Annotated in this window: 19 protein-coding genes; 11 read left to right on the top strand and 8 right to left on the bottom strand. The window is 73.6% G+C overall.

All coding sequences use genetic code 11. The features are described from left to right. Nucleotides 1-4: 4 nt before the first annotated feature. Genes AB0B98_RS18435 through AB0B98_RS18425 form a run of 3 tightly spaced genes read right to left on the bottom strand, consistent with a single transcriptional unit; the run spans nt 5 to nt 2,314 of the window. Complete coding sequence (locus AB0B98_RS18435; protein WP_357363988.1) at nt 5-910, bottom strand: hypothetical protein; 906 nt, start codon at nt 908-910, stop codon at nt 5-7. 13 nt (nt 911-923) lie between these two features. Then, on the bottom strand, nt 924-1,985 hold the full coding sequence (locus AB0B98_RS18430) for a WXG100 family type VII secretion target (RefSeq protein ID WP_357363986.1): 1,062 nt from the start codon (nt 1,983-1,985) through the stop codon (nt 924-926). Further along, nucleotides 1,982-2,314 (bottom strand): hypothetical protein, encoded by a 333-nt coding sequence (locus AB0B98_RS18425; protein WP_238672166.1) that lies wholly within the window; start codon nt 2,312-2,314, stop codon nt 1,982-1,984. Before AB0B98_RS18425 ends, AB0B98_RS18430 begins: the two co-directional genes overlap by 4 nt. A 92-nt stretch (nt 2,315-2,406) precedes the next feature. Between AB0B98_RS18425 and AB0B98_RS18420 the strand changes: the two genes are divergently transcribed. The 3 genes from AB0B98_RS18420 to AB0B98_RS18410 all read left to right on the top strand — a co-directional run bounded on the left by AB0B98_RS18420 (nt 2,407) and on the right by AB0B98_RS18410 (nt 4,110). Beyond that, nucleotides 2,407-2,826: a YbaB/EbfC family nucleoid-associated protein gene (locus AB0B98_RS18420; RefSeq protein ID WP_158629563.1), complete on the top strand. Its 420-nt coding sequence runs from the start codon at nt 2,407-2,409 to the stop codon at nt 2,824-2,826. Then, nucleotides 2,823-3,692 (top strand): SseB family protein, encoded by an 870-nt coding sequence (locus tag AB0B98_RS18415; protein WP_357363984.1) that lies wholly within the window; start codon nt 2,823-2,825, stop codon nt 3,690-3,692. The genes AB0B98_RS18420 and AB0B98_RS18415 overlap by 4 nt, the downstream gene beginning before the upstream one ends. Nucleotides 3,693-3,918: 226 nt before the next feature. Continuing rightward, nucleotides 3,919-4,110 carry a DUF5703 family protein gene (locus AB0B98_RS18410; RefSeq protein WP_013734349.1) on the top strand — a complete coding sequence of 64 codons (192 nt, stop codon included), beginning with the start codon at nt 3,919-3,921 and terminating at the stop codon, nt 4,108-4,110. A 69-nt stretch (nt 4,111-4,179) separates the two neighbouring features. On the opposite strand, the gene AB0B98_RS18405 is transcribed toward AB0B98_RS18410, so the two are convergent. Next, the gene (locus AB0B98_RS18405; RefSeq protein ID WP_091408864.1) at nt 4,180-4,842 is read right to left on the bottom strand and encodes a hypothetical protein; all 663 of its coding nucleotides are present in this window, start codon (nt 4,840-4,842) and stop codon (nt 4,180-4,182) included. Between the two features lie 58 nt (nt 4,843-4,900). After that, a complete protein-coding gene (locus AB0B98_RS18400; RefSeq protein WP_355582011.1) occupies nt 4,901-6,229 on the bottom strand; it encodes a M20/M25/M40 family metallo-hydrolase in 1,329 nt (442 codons plus the stop codon). A 148-nt stretch (nt 6,230-6,377) separates the two neighbouring features. Between AB0B98_RS18400 and AB0B98_RS18395 the strand changes: the two genes are divergently transcribed. From AB0B98_RS18395 to AB0B98_RS18385, 3 genes are all read left to right on the top strand, one after another. Continuing rightward, on the top strand, nt 6,378-6,989 hold the full coding sequence (locus AB0B98_RS18395) for a hemerythrin domain-containing protein (RefSeq protein WP_357363982.1): 612 nt from the start codon (nt 6,378-6,380) through the stop codon (nt 6,987-6,989). A gap of 83 nt (nt 6,990-7,072) precedes the next feature. Then, nucleotides 7,073-8,053 (top strand): LysR family transcriptional regulator, encoded by a 981-nt coding sequence (locus AB0B98_RS18390; RefSeq protein ID WP_357363981.1) that lies wholly within the window; start codon nt 7,073-7,075, stop codon nt 8,051-8,053. 60 nt (nt 8,054-8,113) lie between these two features. Beyond that, nucleotides 8,114-8,359 (top strand): hypothetical protein, encoded by a 246-nt coding sequence (locus tag AB0B98_RS18385; protein ID WP_238672161.1) that lies wholly within the window; start codon nt 8,114-8,116, stop codon nt 8,357-8,359. A 57-nt stretch (nt 8,360-8,416) separates the two neighbouring features. Here the strand turns inward: AB0B98_RS18385 and AB0B98_RS18380 are convergent, their stop codons facing one another. From AB0B98_RS18380 to AB0B98_RS18370, 3 genes are read right to left on the bottom strand one after another with little or no spacing between them, the layout of a single operon-like run. Beyond that, nucleotides 8,417-8,767, bottom strand: a complete 351-nt coding sequence (locus AB0B98_RS18380; protein WP_357363978.1) for a DUF3140 domain-containing protein — start codon at nt 8,765-8,767, stop codon at nt 8,417-8,419. Continuing rightward, on the bottom strand, nt 8,767-8,979 hold the full coding sequence (locus AB0B98_RS18375; RefSeq protein ID WP_357363976.1) for a hypothetical protein: 213 nt from the start codon (nt 8,977-8,979) through the stop codon (nt 8,767-8,769). Before AB0B98_RS18375 ends, AB0B98_RS18380 begins: the two co-directional genes overlap by 1 nt. Next, nucleotides 8,976-11,534 (bottom strand): ATP-dependent Clp protease ATP-binding subunit, encoded by a 2,559-nt coding sequence (locus AB0B98_RS18370; protein WP_357363974.1) that lies wholly within the window; start codon nt 11,532-11,534, stop codon nt 8,976-8,978. Before AB0B98_RS18370 ends, AB0B98_RS18375 begins: the two co-directional genes overlap by 4 nt. A gap of 140 nt (nt 11,535-11,674) precedes the next feature. Here AB0B98_RS18370 and AB0B98_RS18365 point away from each other — a divergent pair, with 140 nt between their 5' ends. The 5 genes from AB0B98_RS18365 (at nt 11,675) to AB0B98_RS18345 (ending at nt 16,932) form a co-directional block, all read left to right on the top strand. Beyond that, nucleotides 11,675-12,067 (top strand): hypothetical protein, encoded by a 393-nt coding sequence (locus AB0B98_RS18365; protein ID WP_091408422.1) that lies wholly within the window; start codon nt 11,675-11,677, stop codon nt 12,065-12,067. A 152-nt stretch (nt 12,068-12,219) separates the two neighbouring features. After that, nucleotides 12,220-12,480 (top strand): hypothetical protein, encoded by a 261-nt coding sequence (locus tag AB0B98_RS18360; protein WP_030332749.1) that lies wholly within the window; start codon nt 12,220-12,222, stop codon nt 12,478-12,480. Between the two features lie 6 nt (nt 12,481-12,486). After that, nucleotides 12,487-13,605, top strand: coding sequence for a hypothetical protein (locus tag AB0B98_RS18355; RefSeq protein WP_357363972.1), 1,119 nt, complete (start codon nt 12,487-12,489; stop codon nt 13,603-13,605). After that, nucleotides 13,598-16,273: an FtsK/SpoIIIE domain-containing protein gene (locus AB0B98_RS18350; RefSeq protein ID WP_357363970.1), complete on the top strand. Its 2,676-nt coding sequence runs from the start codon at nt 13,598-13,600 to the stop codon at nt 16,271-16,273. The genes AB0B98_RS18355 and AB0B98_RS18350 overlap by 8 nt, the downstream gene beginning before the upstream one ends. Further along, on the top strand, nt 16,270-16,932 hold the full coding sequence (locus tag AB0B98_RS18345) for a hypothetical protein (RefSeq protein WP_357363968.1): 663 nt from the start codon (nt 16,270-16,272) through the stop codon (nt 16,930-16,932). The genes AB0B98_RS18350 and AB0B98_RS18345 overlap by 4 nt, the downstream gene beginning before the upstream one ends. The last annotated feature ends 71 nt before the right edge of the window (nt 16,933-17,003 follow it).

Below are 17,003 nucleotides of genomic sequence, written 5' to 3'. Positions count from 1 at the left end.
CGGGTCACGGCGCCGGGCGGTTCCCGGCAAGCTCGCGGATAGCGGTCAGGAACCGGGACTGGTCGTCGCGGGTCGCCGGGTTGACGATCCGGATCCACGAGCCGTCGTCGAAGAAGATGGTGGACGGGAAACGCGTCAGACCGCCCACGCCCCCCTCCGAGTCGATCCGGGCCACCCGGCCGCGCTCGACGCTCCACAGCACCCGCGGTTGACGCCGGTCGGGCCGGTCGGCGTCCGGGCGGGGCCCCATCCGCAGCAGGTGAAGGTGGGTGTCGGTCACCGCCAGCGGTGTGCCCGTGTAACGCTCCAGGAAGAGCAGCAGGCTGCCGGCGAGGGTCGCGAGGTCGCCGCTGAAGACGAACCGGCGACGGTACGCGATCTCGGCGAGCTGGTCGGCCAGCGGGCGGTACAGGCTCAGCCGGAACAGGGCGCGGAACGCCTCCTGCTCCGGCGTGAGCGGGATCACCACCCGAGGCGCCCGCTGCTGTGGCGGGGCCGGCTCCGGTTCGGCCGCCTCCGGCACCCCCGCCGCGAGGGCGCCAGCGTTGCCCGGCAGCAGCAGCACGCCCGCGGCCATCCGGACCGGTGTCAGCACCGCGTCCACCCAGACCACCGGGTTGACGATGTTCAGTAGCCCGAACAGCACCTTCGGGTCGAGCGAGTCGACGAACTCGTCGGCCATCACATCGGCGAGCTGCCGACCGGCCTTGTGGGTCTGCGGGGCACGGACCGGGCCGATCCCCACATAGCGCAGCTCCTGCCCGGGCAGCAGTGGCGCGACGAGAGCACGTTCGGGTTCGTCGCTGGTGCGAAACTCGTCGCGCAGCTCACGGGCCTTGTCCCGGGCGGCCCGCGCGCCGCCGAGCACGGCGTCGGTGAACCGACCGAGGCGGCCCCGTTCCCCTGACATCACGCGTTCCTCCCTAGCGGCCCGCCGGCTGACCCGTCGGCGGTTGCCCGAAGACATTCTGGTCGATCCAGTCCGCCCCGCCCTGCACCGCCTGGTCGATCTGATCGCCGACCTGTTCACTGCCGGGAACGGAGAGCCCGCTGGTCAACGCTACGGTCCCCCAGGTGACGCCGTGCACGACCGAGTTCGGCACGTTCCACGGCAGATGGGTCGCCCAGTCCCGGGCGACCACCCGGGCACCGTCGGCGACCCCGTGCGCCCGCAGCGCGGCGGCCCGCTCAAGGGTGCCCATGTCGAACGGTGAACCCGACTTGCCCAGCTTGTAGGTGCCCTTCGTCGGGTCGAAGATCTTGTGGAACCACTTGTCGGCCTTGCCGGCGGCGTGCCGCTTGTCGGCGTACTTCCGGCCGGTGAGCAGCTTGTCCTGCATCTTGACCAACTTGTCCAGGTGCGCCTGCAGCTTGCGCAGATACAGCATGACCCGCTGCAGCAGGCGGATGACCTTCTGAAGATGTGCCGCCAGTGGCCGCATGACCTTCAGAGCCCGGGAAAACACGATCAGGCCCCTGGTCACGGCCACGCCCACGCCGGCCGCCCAGGACGCGCCCATGGTCACCGGGGCCATCAGCAACGCCGTCACCAGCGTCACCAGGAGGAAGTTCACGAACTCCACGCAGAGGTCCACGAGCACGTCGTGCACGGTCTGCAGGCCGTCGGCGACACTGCGCAGGTACTCCGCGGTCGCGGCGAACTGCTCGGCGACGTCGAGGAGCTGCTGCTCCACCTCGGCCAACCGCTGGCCGTACGCCACACCGGACGGTGAGCGCCACCCGCCCTGCGCGGACTCCCGGGCCCCGCGGTGCCCCTGCGCCAGGTCGCGGACCTGCGCGGCCAGCGCGTCCCACTCGGCGGCCTTCGCGCGCAGCACGGCGGGCTCGCCGTCGACCAGCTCGACGAGCTGGATCAGCGGCCAGGCCAGGGTGCGGCAGACACTGTCGACGGCGTCCTGCACCCCGGAGAGCGCGCTGTCCAGGCCGTTCCACAGTTGGACGGCGCTGCCGGCCGGGCCGCTCATCCGGGCAGCCCCGACTGGATGGCCTTGAACCCGGCGTCGAGGTCCCGTTCGTTGTGCTCGTACGCCTCGACCGTGTCGCCCAGCGCCGTGGCGACCCGGCCGAACGCGGCGCTCGCGGCGGAGAACAACTCCTTGCCGCCGGTGACCTGCTCGGCGTACTTGTCGCGGAGCATGTCGCTGGCGAACGGCAGATGGCCGAAGGCGCCCGACGGCACGTCGCCGGCCGAGAGGATCTGCCCCTGCAGCGCGGCCAGCGAGCTGGCGACCTGCTTGGCGGCTGTCTCCAATCGACGGACCGCCTGCACGTCGACATCGATATCCGGTGGCATGCCGTTCCTCCCCCATGAGTCGAGCGCACCGACGATACGATCTCCCGGCCACCGGGCACCACCCGGTCGCACGATCCACGGGGAGGAATCTCATGACGGACCCGACGTCCGCGTTCGACGCGCTCGCCGGGCGGATCGCCGACATCGAACGCCGGTTCGCGGGCCTCCGCGACGACCTGGCCGAACTGTCCGGCACCGCTGTCGACGAGAGCGGCCTGGTCTCGGCGACCGTCGACGCCACCGGCGCGCTGACCGGCCTCACCCTCGCGCCCGCCGCCCTGCGCGCCGGCACGGAGGGGGTGGCCGAGTTGGTGCTCGACGCGTACCGGCGGGCTCGTGAGGTCGCCTCCGGGCACGTCGACGAGCACACCGAGGGGTTGGACGTCGCGCTCGGCGCGGGGCTCGGCGACCTGTTCGGCACACCGGGAGACTTCTCGGCGCTGGGCCGGCTGGAGGAGACAGTGGCCCGGCTCGGGCGGCTGGACGACCGCCTGCCGGGCGCTCCGGCGTGACGTCGCCGTCGCCGACCTGGCCGGAGATCGCCGCTCGGCTGCGGGACACCGTCGCCCGTTGCGACCGGGACACCGACCTGGAGCTCTCCGCCGGTTCGCGCCGGATCCGGCTGCTGGTGCGCCGCCAGGTGGTGCGGGTGATCTGCCCCGGCCACGACGAGGCACGCCTGGCCGCGCTCGGCTGGCACCGCCCGACCGGCGAGCAGGGCTGGTGGTACGAGGCGGCGCGCACTCCGGAGCAGGTGGAGCGGCTCAGTGTGTTCGTGACCCGTACCGCCGCCGAGGTGTTGACCGACGAACCCGGCACGCTCTCCTGCCGGCCGGTGCCGCCGGACGCCGGCTCTGGCCCGACAGCGCCGCCAAACGCGCGTCGTGCCCCGGCAGTCCCGCCGGTCGCCCCCGGAACGCAAGCGTTGTCGGTCGCCCGGCCGGCAAGGGTCGAGGTGGCCCAGGTCGGGGCGGCTCCGGCCGGGGCGACACCCGCCGAGGCGGCGGAGCCGGCGGTGGTGGGGCGGCTCGCCGCCGCCGTCGACCGACGTGACCTGCCCGGCTACCTCGCAGCGCTGGCTGGTGCCACCGTGTGCGTCCCCCTCGCCGGGGAACCGACGCCGGACGCCGACTTCCCGTGGACGGTGGTCGGCGACGCGACCGGCGCGCCGCTGCTGCCGGTCTTCACCTCGCCGGGGGCGCTCGCCGCGTTCGCCGGGGACGGGGTGCCGTTCGTGGCGCTGCCCTGCGCCGAACTGTTCGAGGACTGGCCGGACCCGTCCTGGGGGCTGGCGGTCGACCCGGGCAGCCCTCGGGCGCTCGCCCTGGCCGCCCCGGCCCTCGCCGCCCTGCTGACGGCGAACGTCCCCACAGCCTGACGCCCCTGCCCAGCCACGACGACGCGCCCCCTCTCCCGCGATCTTGCAGTTGCTGTCGCGACATAGGGAGCGTTCCACTCATCTCGGCGACAGGAACTGCAAGATCGGCGCGACGGGGACGCGGGGCGGCACGGAGGGGCGGGGCGGGGCGAACCGCCCGCGGTGGCGTCGTTGGTCACTCCGGAGGGGGTGGCGAACGGCCGCTGGGCTGGGCAGCATGGAGGGCATGGACTACGAGTACGCGCCACTGCGGCTGCCGCCGAACGTCGACCGGTTGACCGCCGCGGCGCAGTTGGCGATCCAGGCGGAGTTCTCCGGATGGGAGTTGGCCCGGGTGCGGCTGTACCGGGACGGCACGCGGCAGGTGGTGCTGCGTCGTCGGCGGGTCAACCAGCCGCAGCCGGGTCTGTCGTACTGACGATCGGGCGGTGCCGCCCGAGGCCGGAGTCGGCCCCGGGCGGCACCCGGCCAAGTGCTGGTGCCCGGCCTAGTGCTGGTGCCCGGCGTGGTCGTGGTCGTCGTCGAGCTCCAGGAACGGGTGCTCGTCGAGCCGACCGACCAGCCGGTCGTCGGCAGCCGGCTGGAACGGGCCGACCGCGTCGTCGTCGTCGAACGACTCCAGATCGACGGGAGTGCCCACCTCGCTGACCATGACCACCCCGTCGAGCGGCTCCAACTCGGGGACGTCCAACGCGCCGAGCGAGCCGTCACCACTCTGCAGCAACTCCAGCACCGCCTCGCCGACGCCCTCCACCGGGGCCGGCTCGTCGTCCTCCGGGGTGCCCTCGCGGCGGGCCGCCTCGGCAACCCGCAGCAGCGCGGCGACGCTCGGCACCCGGTAGTCACGACGCTGACGCACCGAGATCACCCGGGGGTGCGGGTCGCTGGCCTCGGCACCCTCGCCTCCGCCGAAACGCTCGTCGGCCTCGTCCGGGTCGATCGAGTCGACATCCCACGGCGTCACCTCGCCGAAGGCGTCGAGCAGTCGCTCGTCGTACGCGAAGGAGGCGTTGTTCAACGCCACGTACGCCTGCCAGACGTCGTCGTCGTCGACGCGGCCCTGCGCGGCGCGTACGGCGGCCAGGTGGTGGCGGGCCGCTTCGATCACCCGCTCGAGAGCGGCGTCCAGCTCACCATGCTGGTCGGTCATGTGGGGCAGTCCCTTCACGATGGGGAGGTTGCGCGCCGACGGCCACCGCCGGACACGACTAGCAGGTGCGGAGGAACCGGTCGAGAACCCGCACGCCGAACTGTAGTCCGTCCACCGGAACGCGCTCGTCGATGCCGTGGAACAACGCCGAGAAGTTCAGGTCGGCGGGCAGCCGCAGCGGGGCGAAGCCGAAGCAGCGGATGCCGAGCTGCGAGAACGCCTTGGCGTCGGTGCCCCCGGAGAGCATGTACGGAACGGGCCGCGCTCCCGGGTCCTCCGCGCGCAGGGCCGCCGACATGGCCTCGACCAGGTCACCGTCGAAGGTGGTCTCCAGTGCCGGTTGCCGCTGGACGTACTCGATCGCGATGTCCGGGCCGACCAGCTCGCGCAGCTGCCGCTCCAGCAGCTCGGACTGGCCGGGCAGGCTGCGGCAGTCGATGGTGGCGGTGGCCCGGCCGGGGATGACGTTGTCCTTGTAGCCGGCGCTCAACCGGGTCGGGTTGGCGGTGTTGCGGATGGTCGCGCCGATGATGTTGGCGATGGGGCCGAGCTTGGCGATGGCCGTCTCCGGGTCGTCCGGGTCCAACTCGATGCCGAGCAGGTCGGAGACCTCGGTCAGGAAGGCCCGCACGGTGTCGGTGACCACCACCGGGAAGCGGTGCCGGCCGATCCGGGCGACCGCCTCGGCGAGCGCGGTGACGGCGTTGTCGTCGTGCATCATCGAGCCGTGCCCGGGGCGGCCCTTGGCGTGCAGCCGCAGCCAGTCGATGCCCTTCTCGGCGGTCTCGATGAGGTAGAGCCGCTGACTGTCGTTGACCGAGTAGGAGAAGCCGCCTACCTCACCGATCGCCTCGGTGCAGCCGTCGAAGAGGCCCCGGTGGTTGTCCACCAGGAACCGCGCGCCGTAGTCGCTGCCCGCCTCCTCGTCGGCGGTGTACGCGAGCACGATGTCGCGTGGGGGCCGTACGCCGGTGCGCTGCCAGTGCCGCACCACGGCGAGCACCATCGCGTCGAAGTCCTTCATGTCGATGGCGCCCCGGCCCCAGAGGTAGCCGTCGCGCAGCTCGCCGGAGAACGGGCCCACCGACCACTCGTCGGCGTCGGCGGGCACCACGTCCAGGTGGCCGTGCACCAGCAGCGCGCCCCGGCTCGGGTCGGCGCCCGGGATGCGGGCCACCACGTTCGCCCGGCCCGGCGCGGACTCGTGCAGGACGGACTCCACGCCCACCTCGGCGAGCTTCTCCGCCACGTACTCGGCCGCGCGGCGCTCGCCGACGCTGGTGTCGTTGTCACCGGTGTTGGTGGTGTCGATGCGCAGCAGGTCGCGGCAGAGGTCCACGACCTCTGCGGTGGGGTCGGGCAGGGCGGAGGCGGCATCGCTCGTCATCGCCTCTTCATACCAGCCCGGGCCGCTCGACAGGCCGGCGCGGGTGGACGCATCGACGGGTCGGTTTCGCGTCGGCCGCGTTCGGGTACCGCCGCCCACGACCGAACGTCCCTGCCGGAGCTTCCGCCCGCCAGTCGAGGAGGGCACCATGTCCGCTGTTCCCCTGCCGCCGCTGCCGCCCGCGCCCGCACCCGAGGAGGGCTACCGACCCGCCGGTCGCAGCATCGCTGACATCGTCGACCGGGAGCACCGGCAACTGCTGGCGCTGCTGGACCAGCTCTCCGGCCCGGACACCACGCCGCAGGAGGGGTTGGCGGTGCTCACCGCCGCTCTGTCGCGGCACCTGTCCGCCGAGGAGCAGTACCTGCTGCCGGCGGTCCGCGCGGCGCTGCCGACGGCCGCCGAGCGGGTGGACGCGGAGATCAACGCCGACGCGGGCCTGCTGAGCGCCCTGAAAGGGCTGACGGACGAGGCGCTGACCGAGGTCGCCGAGCGGGTCCGCCGGCATGTCGACGGGGTCGGCGCGCTGGTCACCGAGCTGCGCGCTGTCGCGACCGAGGAGGAGCTGATCCGGCTCGGCAACCGGTTGGAGATCGCCGAGGAGGCCGCGCCGACCCGACCGCACCCGGGCACGCCGGCGACCCCTCCGTGGAACCGGATCGTGGAGCCGGCGGTCGGGGTGGTGGACAAGGTCCTCGACGCGGTGACCCGGCGGCCGACGTACCTGGCGGACCTGCCGGAGCCACCGCGCGACCGGTGACCGGCGACCGCCGGCAATGCATTCATTATCACCGATCCGCTCGGGCTATTCCGCCAGCAGACACGTAGTCCTACCGTCACCCTATGAACCTGGAGCTGCGTCACCTGCGGGTGGTCTGCGCGATCGCGGAGACGGGAAGTGTGACGAAGGCGGCCTCGGCGCTCGGCCTGGCCCAGCCGGCGCTCACCGCCCAGCTCCAACGCATCGAACGGACGCTGGGCGGCCCGCTGTTCGACAGGGACCGGCGCGGGGCTCGACCCACCGCGCTCGGTGAGCTGGTGCTGGCCCGCGCCCGGGTGCTGCTGCCGGCGATGAAGGGGTTGCAGGACGAGGCCGCCCGGCTGGCCGGAGCCGGCGACACCCCACCGTGCTACCGGTTCGGCGGGGTGAACAGCCCGATCCTGGGTCGGTTGGTGCACCGGTTGGCGGCCGAGCAGCCGCCCGCCCAGATCACCACGTACGCGTCCTGGTCGGTGGACGAGTTGGCGCAGTTGGTGGCCGGCGGTCGGCTGGACTTCGCGCTGGCCGGTGTGTGCGGTGACGCCAGCCCGTCGGCCGGGTTCGGGTTGAGCTGGCAGGAGGTGGCCGTCGACCCGGTGCTGGTGCTGCTGCCCGAGACCCACCCCCTCGCGGCGCAGGACGAGGTCCGCCTGGCCGACCTGCGCCACGAGCAGTGGGTCGCGGCGCCGGGGGACGGCTGCTTCGCCGACTGCTTCGCCGCCGCCTGCGCCCGCGCCGGCTTCACCCCCCGCAAGGTGTACGAGACCGACATCCGCGGCTGCGTCGACCTGGTGGAAGCCGGCGTGGCGGTGGCCCTGTGCCAGGCGACGTTCCGCCCGGTGAGTGGTCTGGTCACCCGTCAACTCGCCGGGACGCCGCTGCGCTGGCGGCTGCTGCTCGGCTGGCATCCGGACTCCCCCGCCGCCCAAGGCTCGGAACTGGTGCTGGCAACGGCCAAGGCGGCGTACGTCGACTCGTTGGCGCCGCACCCGGCGTACCTGGCCTGGCTGCCCCACAACCCGGGGTTCGGCGTCCGGCACCCCAGCGGGGCACGACCGGGCTGATCGGCCGGTATTCCCGGCCGCTGGCGGTGCGAACCGCCGTGGGCCGGGTATCTGGCGGACATGACCGACCTCTACCCGCCCGCCGACGACCGCGAACTGCTACGCCAGGCGGCTGCCGCACACACCGCCGCCACCCGCGAGGTGGAGGCGTTCCTGCGCCGCCTGCCGACGGTGCCCGACCCGGCCGACGTGACCGAGTACGCGAACCTGCTCACCCGGGAGGACCAGACCCGCGGCGACCGGGACGCCGCCGCTGACGCGGCGGGTCTGACCATCGGCAGCCTGGAGCCCGACCAGGGCCAGTAGCGCGCCGCGACGGTGCCGTCCCGGGTTCGGGACGGCACCGTCGCGGGTGAACCTCGCTCAGAGTTCGACGAGCGGGTCGTGACCCAGGTCCAGCAACGAGTGCCGCCAACTGTCGTCGGCGTTGCCGCGCGGCGGCTTGGCGTCCATCAACTCGCGGATCCGCTCGACCGCCTCCCGCATCACCTCGATGTCCTCCGGGGTGAGGTCCACCTTGCGTTTGTTGAGCACCTTGAGGATCTCCCGGCCGGGCTGGGGCAGGTCGAGGTTCGGGTTCGGACTGAACGACTCCTCCCCCGAACCCCGGGTCAGCAGCCAGGTCCGCAGCTGCTCCGACGGGACGTTGACCTCGGCGTGGAAGTCCTCCCAGAGCACTTCCACCTCGGGGTCGAGCCGCGCTTCGCGTACCATCAGGTCTCCTCTCCGGGCGGCGGCCCGGACGTCTCCGGGTCGTCCTGGTCGGTCTTCGGATGCAGGCCCTCCGCGGGCACCCGCGTGCGGCGGGGGTTCGCGGTGGGCGGCGCCAGGATCGGGTCGGGATGGTCGTCCTCGTCCCGGGGTTTCGCGGACTCCGCGGGCTGGTGCGGGTCCTCGTGTTCGTCACTTCGCGCCGGCCCGCTCATCGCGGGTGTGTGGTCGTGGCGGCGGTGTACCCCCGCTCGCCCGCTGTCACGTCGAAGCTGAGCGCGCCGTCGCGGACGTCCACAGTGACCTTCTGCCCCGGTGAGATCGCCGACTCCAGCAGCATCCGGGACAGGTGGTTGTCCACCTCCCGTTGGATCACCCGGCGCAGCGGGCGGGCACCGAACTCCGGCTGGTAGCCGTGTTCGGCGAGCCAGTCGATGCCGGCGGTGGTGAACTCCACCTGCAGGTCCTGGGCGTGCATCCGGCGGCGGGTCTCCTCCAGCAGCAGCGCGGTGATGTCGCGCAGCTGCTCGGCTTCCAGCCGGCGGAAGATGATGACCTCGTCGATGCGGTTGAGGAACTCCGGGCGGAAATTCTCCTGCAGGCGGCGCATGAGCCGCTCCCGCAGCTCGTTGCTCTCCTGCTCGCTGCCCACGTCCCCGCTGCCGAAGCCGACCGAGCGCTGGGCACCGGTGATCAGCTCGGAACCGAGGTTGCTCGTCATGATCAGGACGGTGTTCTTGAAGTTCACAGTGCGACCCTGGCTGTCGGTGAGCCGCCCGTCGTCGAGCACCTGGAGCAGGATGTTGAACACGTCCGGGTGGGCCTTCTCGATCTCGTCGAGCAGCACCACCGCGTACGGGCGGCGACGCACCGCCTCGGTGAGCTGACCGGCCTCCTCGTACCCGACGTATCCGGGCGGCGCGCCGACCAGCCGACTGACCGTGTGCCGCTCCTGGAACTCGCTCATGTCCACCCGGACCATCCGGTCCGCCTCGCCGAACAACGCCTCGGCCAGGGCCCGCGCCAACTCGGTCTTGCCGACACCGGTCGGGCCGAGGAACAGGAAGCTGCCCATCGGCCGCTCCGGGTCGGCCAGCCCGGCCCGGGAACGGCGCACCGCCTCGGCGACGGCGGTGACCGCGTCGTCCTGACCGACCACCTTCTGGTGCAGGTGACCCTCCAGGCGCAGCAGCCGGTCGCGTTCCTCCTCGGTGAGCTGGCTGACCGGAATGCCGGTGGCCCGGGAGACCACCTCGGCGATCTCCTTGGGGCCCACCTCGGGCACCTGGGAGTTGGACGAGCCGTCCTCGCCGTTCGCGCGACGGATGTTCTCCTCCAACTCGGCGATCCGGTCACGCAGCGCGGAGGCCCGCTCGTACTGCTCGTCGGTGACGGCCTGTTCCTTGTCCCGGCGTACCTCGTCGAGTTCCTGCTCCAGCTCGCGCACGTCGGACGCGGGGGTGCGGGTGCGCAACCGCACCCGGGCGCCGGCCTGGTCAATGAGGTCGATGGCCTTGTCCGGCAGGAACCGGTCGGTGACGTACCGGTCGGACAGCTCGGCGGCCGAGACCAGCGCCTCGTCGGTGAAGCGCACCTGGTGGTGGGCCTCGTACCGGTCGCGCAGCCCGCGCAGGATCGCGATGGTGTCGTCGACACTCGGCTCGGGCACCAGCACCGGCTGGAAGCGCCGGGCCAGGGCGGCGTCCTTCTCGATGCTCTTGCGGTACTCGTCCAGCGTCGTCGCGCCGATCACCCGCAGCTCACCGCGAGCGAGGGCGGGTTTGAGCATGTTGGACGCGTCCATCCCGCCCTCGCTGCCGGCGCCACCGGCCCCGACCAGGGTGTGGATCTCGTCCATGAAGATGATCAGCTCGTCCCGGTGCGCCCGGATCTCGTCGATCACCTTCTTCAGCCGTTCCTCGAAGTCGCCCCGGTAGCGGGTGCCGGCGACCAGGCCGGCCAGGTCGAGCTGGACGACCCGCTTGCCGAGCAGGGTCTGCGGTACGTCGCCGTCGCAGATCCGTTCGGCCAGCCCCTCGACGATGGCGGTCTTACCGACGCCGGCCTCGCCGATCAGCACCGGGTTGTTCTTGGTCCGCCGGGACAGGATCTCGACTGCCTGCTCGATCTCGTCGGCCCGCCCGACCACCGGGTCGATCTGGTCGTTGCGGGCCAGGTCGGTGAGGTCCTGCCCGTACTGGTCCAGGGTGGGGGTGCCGCGATCCGGCTTCGGCCCGGTCATCGGCCCGCGCTCGGCGTTGGCGGCCTGCAACGACTCCGGTTGGATCCGGCCGGCGGCCAGCATCCGCCCGGCCGGCGACTCCGGGTTGAGCGGCAGCGCCATCAGGATGTGCTCGGGGCCGATGTAGTTGGCGCCCATCGCCCGGGACAGCTGATGGGCGTCGAGCAGCGCCCGCTTGGCGGCGGGGGTCAACGACAGGTTGGGCGGCACCTCCCCGCGCGGCGCGCCGTCGCCCTTTCCGCCGAGGGCGTTGAGCAGGGTGTCCGGGTCAGCCCCGGCCCGGCGTACCAGGTCACGCAGCGGTTCGCGTTGCAGCGCCGCCCAGAGCAGGTGGTCGGTGTCCAGGTCGCTGCTCTGCCGTTGCGCGGCCCGGCGGGCCGCGTCGGCGAGCATCTCCCGGGCGTCGGCCGTCATCAGTCGGGTGATGTCGACCCGGTGCGGCGGTCGGCGCCCTCCCTCGCCCCGGCCGAAGTACCTGGCCAGGAATTCGTCCCACGGGTCGGAGCCGATGTCACCGGGTCCCATCATGTCTGTCCTCCGCAGTAGGGCTCGGCACGGTCGGCAGGGGCTACCCGGCGCGCGCCCCGACAAACGCCGCAGGTGGCGGAGGACCGGCATTCCGGGAGTGGCGTCGGGTCAGGGCCGGGCGATGGTGGCAGGCTGACGGGATGGATGAGACCCCGCTGCTGATCGTGGATGGCGCCAACGTGGTGGGCTCGCGCCCGAACGGGTGGTGGCGTGACCGTGCCGGGGCCGCTGCCCGGTTGCGTGACTCGCTCGCCCCGGTGGCGACAATCGGGTTGCCGGCCCGGCTGACCGCCCCGGTGGAGGTGGTTCTGGTGGTCGAGGGGGCCGCGCGGGACGTGCCGGGCACCGAGGGTGTCCGGGTGGTCTCCGCCGCCGGCTCCGGCGACGACACGGTGGTCGAGCTGGTGGAGGGTGCGCCGCGGCGTCGACGGCTGGTGGTCACGGCCGACCGGGAGTTGCGCGGGCGGGTGACGGCGCTGGGCGCCGAGGTGTACGGCCCGCGCTGGCTCCGCGAGAACCCGACCAGTAATTGAGAAATTCTCGCACTGGGACTCCCACAGATCGGACTCCCGGCACTTCCGAGGGCCTTCCGGACAGGCGGGCAGGAACACCGACAGGGCGGATGTTCTTTCGGAACCGCCGATAGGCTCTAATGGAGATCTCCCCGCCCCCAGGAGGTTCCGCCGTGGCGAGCGTCGCCGAGCTGAAGGCTGCCATCGATGTCGCCCTCCAACAGATCGGAGACGGGCAGACAGCCGTGCAGGCGGCCGGCGAAAAGCTCTCCGAGGCACAGCAGACCCTGGCCGGAGCGCTGGAGGGCAGCGGGCACGAGACGGTGGAGGCGGCCCAGGCGTCGCTGACACAGGCCAGCCAGGAGCTGGAGGAGTGTCTCGCCGCGACACTTGTCGCGGTGGAGCAGGCGCAGCTCTACGTCTCCACCCTGTAGGCCGCCGTGTCCATCATCGAGGATGTCGGCGGGCAGGTCCGTGCCGCCACCGAGGAGTTCCCGGTGGCGCTGCTCGGGCAGGCGCTGGAGAAGTTCGGCTTGGCCGCGGAGCGGCTGCGCTGGGTACGACAGGAGTCGGCCAACCCGATGGGGGTGCCCGAGCTCTCCGCCGCCACCGAACACGCCGAGAGCGCCGGCTACGCGCTGCGGGTGGCCCAGGAACAGCTGTCGGCCTACCTGACGGCGATCGGGCTCGGCGCGGACGGCGCCCCGGCGCCCCGCCCTGAGCAACGCGCTCCCCGACACGACACGCCACCGGCGTCCGGGCCCGCGGCGGTCGCGCCGGAGCCGGCCGAGCAGGTGCGGATGCGCCGCTGGTGGTCGGTGCGGGTGGCCGAGCTGACCGGCGGCCGCGAGGGCGCCGACGACGAACCCGACGAGCGGGTGGACGACTCCCAGGAGTTGCTGCGCCGAGTGGTGGGTGGTGTCCGCTCCGGCGACCGGGACCGGCTCCGCAAGGAGCTGCGCCGGGCCCCGGCCGACGTGGGGCTGGGCATGGCGGCGCTGGCGCCGCCACTGCTGCGCGAGTTGGCCGGCGAGTTGCTCGGGCACCCGCCGCGCGCCACCGACCTCGGGCGGCTGCGAGGCGAGTTGGACGGACGCGTCCGCGACCTGCTGCCCGGGTTGCCGCCGCCGGTGCTGGAGACGCTGCTGACCCGGGTGTGCCGGATGCCGCCACCGCGCGCCTCCGGGGAGCCACCGCACGCCGCCGACTCGGCGGTGACCGCCGGGGTGGCGACCGGGTTGCTGCTCGCCCGCCTCGGCCGGGACCTGCCGGCCGGCGGCGCGAGAGAACCGGCGGGGGCGGGGCAGCCGGCGCGGGCCGGGCAGTCGACTGGCGCGCAACAACCGGGCGGGACCGGGCGACCGGGCGCGGTCCCCCGAGCCAGCGGTGCGGTCTCCCGCCCGAGCGGTGCGGCACAGCGGCCGGGCAGCGCCGACGCGCAGCGCTCCGGTGGCCTGCCGCCGCGCGCGGAGGGGCCGCCGCCGCGCCCCGGTGGGCTGCCCCCGCGCTCGGGCAGCCCCTGGCGGGACGCCCCGACGCGTCGGGGCTCCGATGGCTGACCGGCGCGGTCAGCTGGCCAGCCGGGTCCGGGCCACCCTCGCCGAGGCGTTGGGCGCCACCCGTACCCGGCTGTCCGCCGCCCAGGCCGACCTGACCGCCGGGCGGGAACGACTGGCCCGGGTCCAGCGGGCGGCGGCCGCCGTACCGCAGCGGGTGGGCACCCAACGGGACCGCCGCATCGCCGAGATCGACGCCCGCTACTCCACCCGGATCGCGGAACTGGCCCGGCGGGCCGCCGACGCGGCCCGGCAGGAGGCGCCAGGCTGCGCCGGGGCCGACTGGGCCGGGTGGACGCCGACGCCCGCCCGTCGAGCTGAGCCGCCCGGTGCGCTGCGGGTCGGCACGGTCCGGATCGACGGCGTCGACCCGGTGCCCGCGCTGGTGCCGTTGCTCGACGCCGGGCACGTCCACCTCTCCGGGGACGACCGCGCCGGCTGCGACGCGGTGGTCTCCTCGTTGCTGCTGCGGGCCGTCGGCCGCGCCAACCCCGGGGCGGTACGACTGATCGGGTACGACCCGGATCAGCTCGGCGGCGGACTGGCCGGGTTCGCGCCGTTGGGCACGGCGGGGCTGCTCACCTTCGTCGGCCCGGGCGGGCTGGGCCCGCTGCTGGACGACCTGGTGGAGCAGATCCGCCGGATCAACGAGACGGTCCTCGCCGGCGAGTACGCGTCGCTGCGCGAACTGGCGGCGGCGACCGGCCGACGACCAGAGCCGTGGCGGGTGGCGGTGCTGCTCGGCGGGGAGGAGCTGAACCGGCACGAGCGCGGGCAACTGGACCGGGTGGTGCGGGCCGGCGCGGCCTGCGGCGTACACCTGGTGGTGCACGGTGTGCCGTTGCCGGAGGACCCGACGGTGACCCGGGTGGTGGCCGGCGTGTCCGGCGCGCGGATCGGCGGTTCGGCCGGGTTGCCGGTCCGGCTGGACCCACCGCCACCGGCGGCGCTGGTCACCGAGACCTGCCGGGACGTCGCCGCCCGGGTGAACGCGGGCCCCCCGCCGACCCCCTTCACCGACCTGCTGCCCCCGCCCGAGCTGATGTGGCGGGAGGACTCCGCCGACGGGCTGACCGCCCCGATCGGTGAGGGCCCACAGGGCCGGCCGGTACGGCTGACGCTTGGCGACTACCCACCGCACGCGCTGATCGGCGGGCCCTCCGGCACCGGCAAGACCAACCTGATCTTCGCGTGGATCGGCGCCCTCGCCGCCCGCTACTCCCCCGCCGAGCTGGAGTTCTACCTGCTGGACTTCAAGGAGGGGGTCTCCTTCGCGCGGTTCGCGCAGGGCCGGCGCGACCCGAGTTGGCTGCCGCACATGCGGCTGGTCGGCATCAACGTCAACACCGACCGGGAGTTCGGGCTGGCGCTGCTGCGCTTCCTCACCGAGGAGTTGCGCCGACGCGCCGACGCGGCAAAGAAGCACGAGGTGACCAAACTGGCCGAGCTGCGGGCGGTCGACCCGACCGGGCACTGGCCACGCATCGTCGCCGTGGTGGACGAGTTCCAGATGTTGCTGGCCGGCCGGGACGTGGTCGCCCGGGAGGCGGCCGACCTGCTGGAGGACCTGGCCCGGCGCGGCCGGTCCCAGGGCATCCACCTGGTCCTGGCCTCGCAGGACGTGCGGGGCATCGAGGCGCTGTGGGGTCGCCCCGCGCTGGTCGCCCAGTTCACCCTGCGCATCGCGTTGCCCAAGGCGTTGCGCATCCTCGCCGAGCGCAACGACGCGGCGCAGTCGCTGCCGCGCTGGCACGCGGTGGTCAACGCCGAGTCGGGCATGGTGGAGGGCAACGAGGTGGCCCGCATCCCGTCGGCCAGCGACTGGGAGACCTGGAGCGGGTTGCAGCACCGGCTGTGGCGGATGCGCGCCCCCGACGCGGCGCCGGCCCGGCTCTTCGACGGCGACGCGATCCCCCGGCTGGCGGACGCCCCGGACTTCCGGGCGCTCGCCGCTCCGCCGGACGGGACCGCGCCGCGCAACCCGGTGGCATTGCTCGGCGAGATCATCGACGTGCAGTCCCGCTCGGCGTCGCTGCGGCTGCCGCGCGCCCCGGGCCGCAACCTCGCGGTGCTCGGCACCCGCGTCGACGAGGCGTGCGCGGTGCTCGACGCGGCGGCCCGATCGCTGGCCCGTCAGCACCCGCCGGGCACCGCCCGGTTCTCCATCGCCTGCCTCGACCCGGACGCCGACCCGATCGCCCGCGCCCTCTACGACGACCTGGCCGACGACGCCGCCTGGTACGACGAGGAGACCGTGGGCGAGCTGATGGCCGAGACGGCCGACGGGCTCAGCGGCCCGGGAAGCCCGCACTACCTGCTGCTGTTCGCTGTCGACGCGGCAGCGGGTGCGTTGGCCGCCCGCGCGGGTCGGCGTACCGGCCTGGAGCAGCTGCGCCGGATCATGCACGACGGGCCGGAACGACGCACACACGTGCTGGCCTGGTGGCGGGGCGTGGCCCGGATGCGCGCCGATCTCGGTGGGCCGGCCGCCCGTACCGACCAGATCGGCGCCTGGGTCGCCCTTGACGCGCACGGCGGCGAGCTGGGCTCGTCGCTCTATCCGGGCACCGGCGGCCCGGACTGGTATCCCCGCCCCTGGCGGGGGCTCTTCTTCGACCGGGCGGTGCACCGCACCGGTCAGGTGATCATCCCGTATGGACCGACACGATGAACGAACCGGTGACCAGTGAGACGTACGCGGCGCAACTGCGCCGGCTGGCCGACCTCAGCGCGCGGGTGCGCGAGCAGCGCGCCGAGGCGCACACCTGGCACGAGCGGCAGTGCGTTGCCGCCGAGCGGGCCGTCGCCGAGGCGGCCGAGCAGCTCCAGAGCGCCGAGGAGGAGCTGGTCGCCGCCCGTGAGCAGCAGGAACGGGTCGACGCCGAGGTGGCCCACCTGTGGCAGCAGGTCCGCTCCCGCCTCGGTGCCCGCCGCCTCGGCGGCCCGCCCGCCCCGGCGATCGGCGTCGGGGCCACCGACCCGGTGCTGCTGCTCGCCAAGGCTCGTGACCTGCTCGACAGGGCCGGCCAGCCGGGCGAGCTGCCGGGCTCGGTCAACCCGCTGCTGGCGCTCTGCGGGGTGGCCGGCGGTGTGCTGGCGTACGCGCTGGGCGCCGGTGCCCGGGCGCTTGGCGTCGGGTACGGCGGCGACCTGGCCGTTGGACTGCCGGTGCTCGCGCTGGTGGTGACACTGCTCGGGCCGCTGGTCGGTCTGGTGCCGGCCCGGGTGCTGGCCGACCGCCGACACGCGGTGCTCGGTCCCCGGCCGATCACCGTGGTGATCGGCGCCGGTCTGCTGACCACAGTGCTGCTGCTGGTCCTCGGCCGCTGACCCGGGGGCGCGGCCTCTCCGCGCGGCGAGCCCTGATCGACTCGGCTTCCCGAAAACCGTGCTGTCCCTGC

It is taken from the genome of Micromonospora sp. NPDC048947, from assembly GCF_040649495.1.
In the GTDB taxonomy this organism is placed as follows: domain Bacteria; phylum Actinomycetota; class Actinomycetes; order Mycobacteriales; family Micromonosporaceae; genus Micromonospora; species Micromonospora alfalfae.
This window is presented reverse-complemented; position numbering and strand designations above follow the sequence as displayed.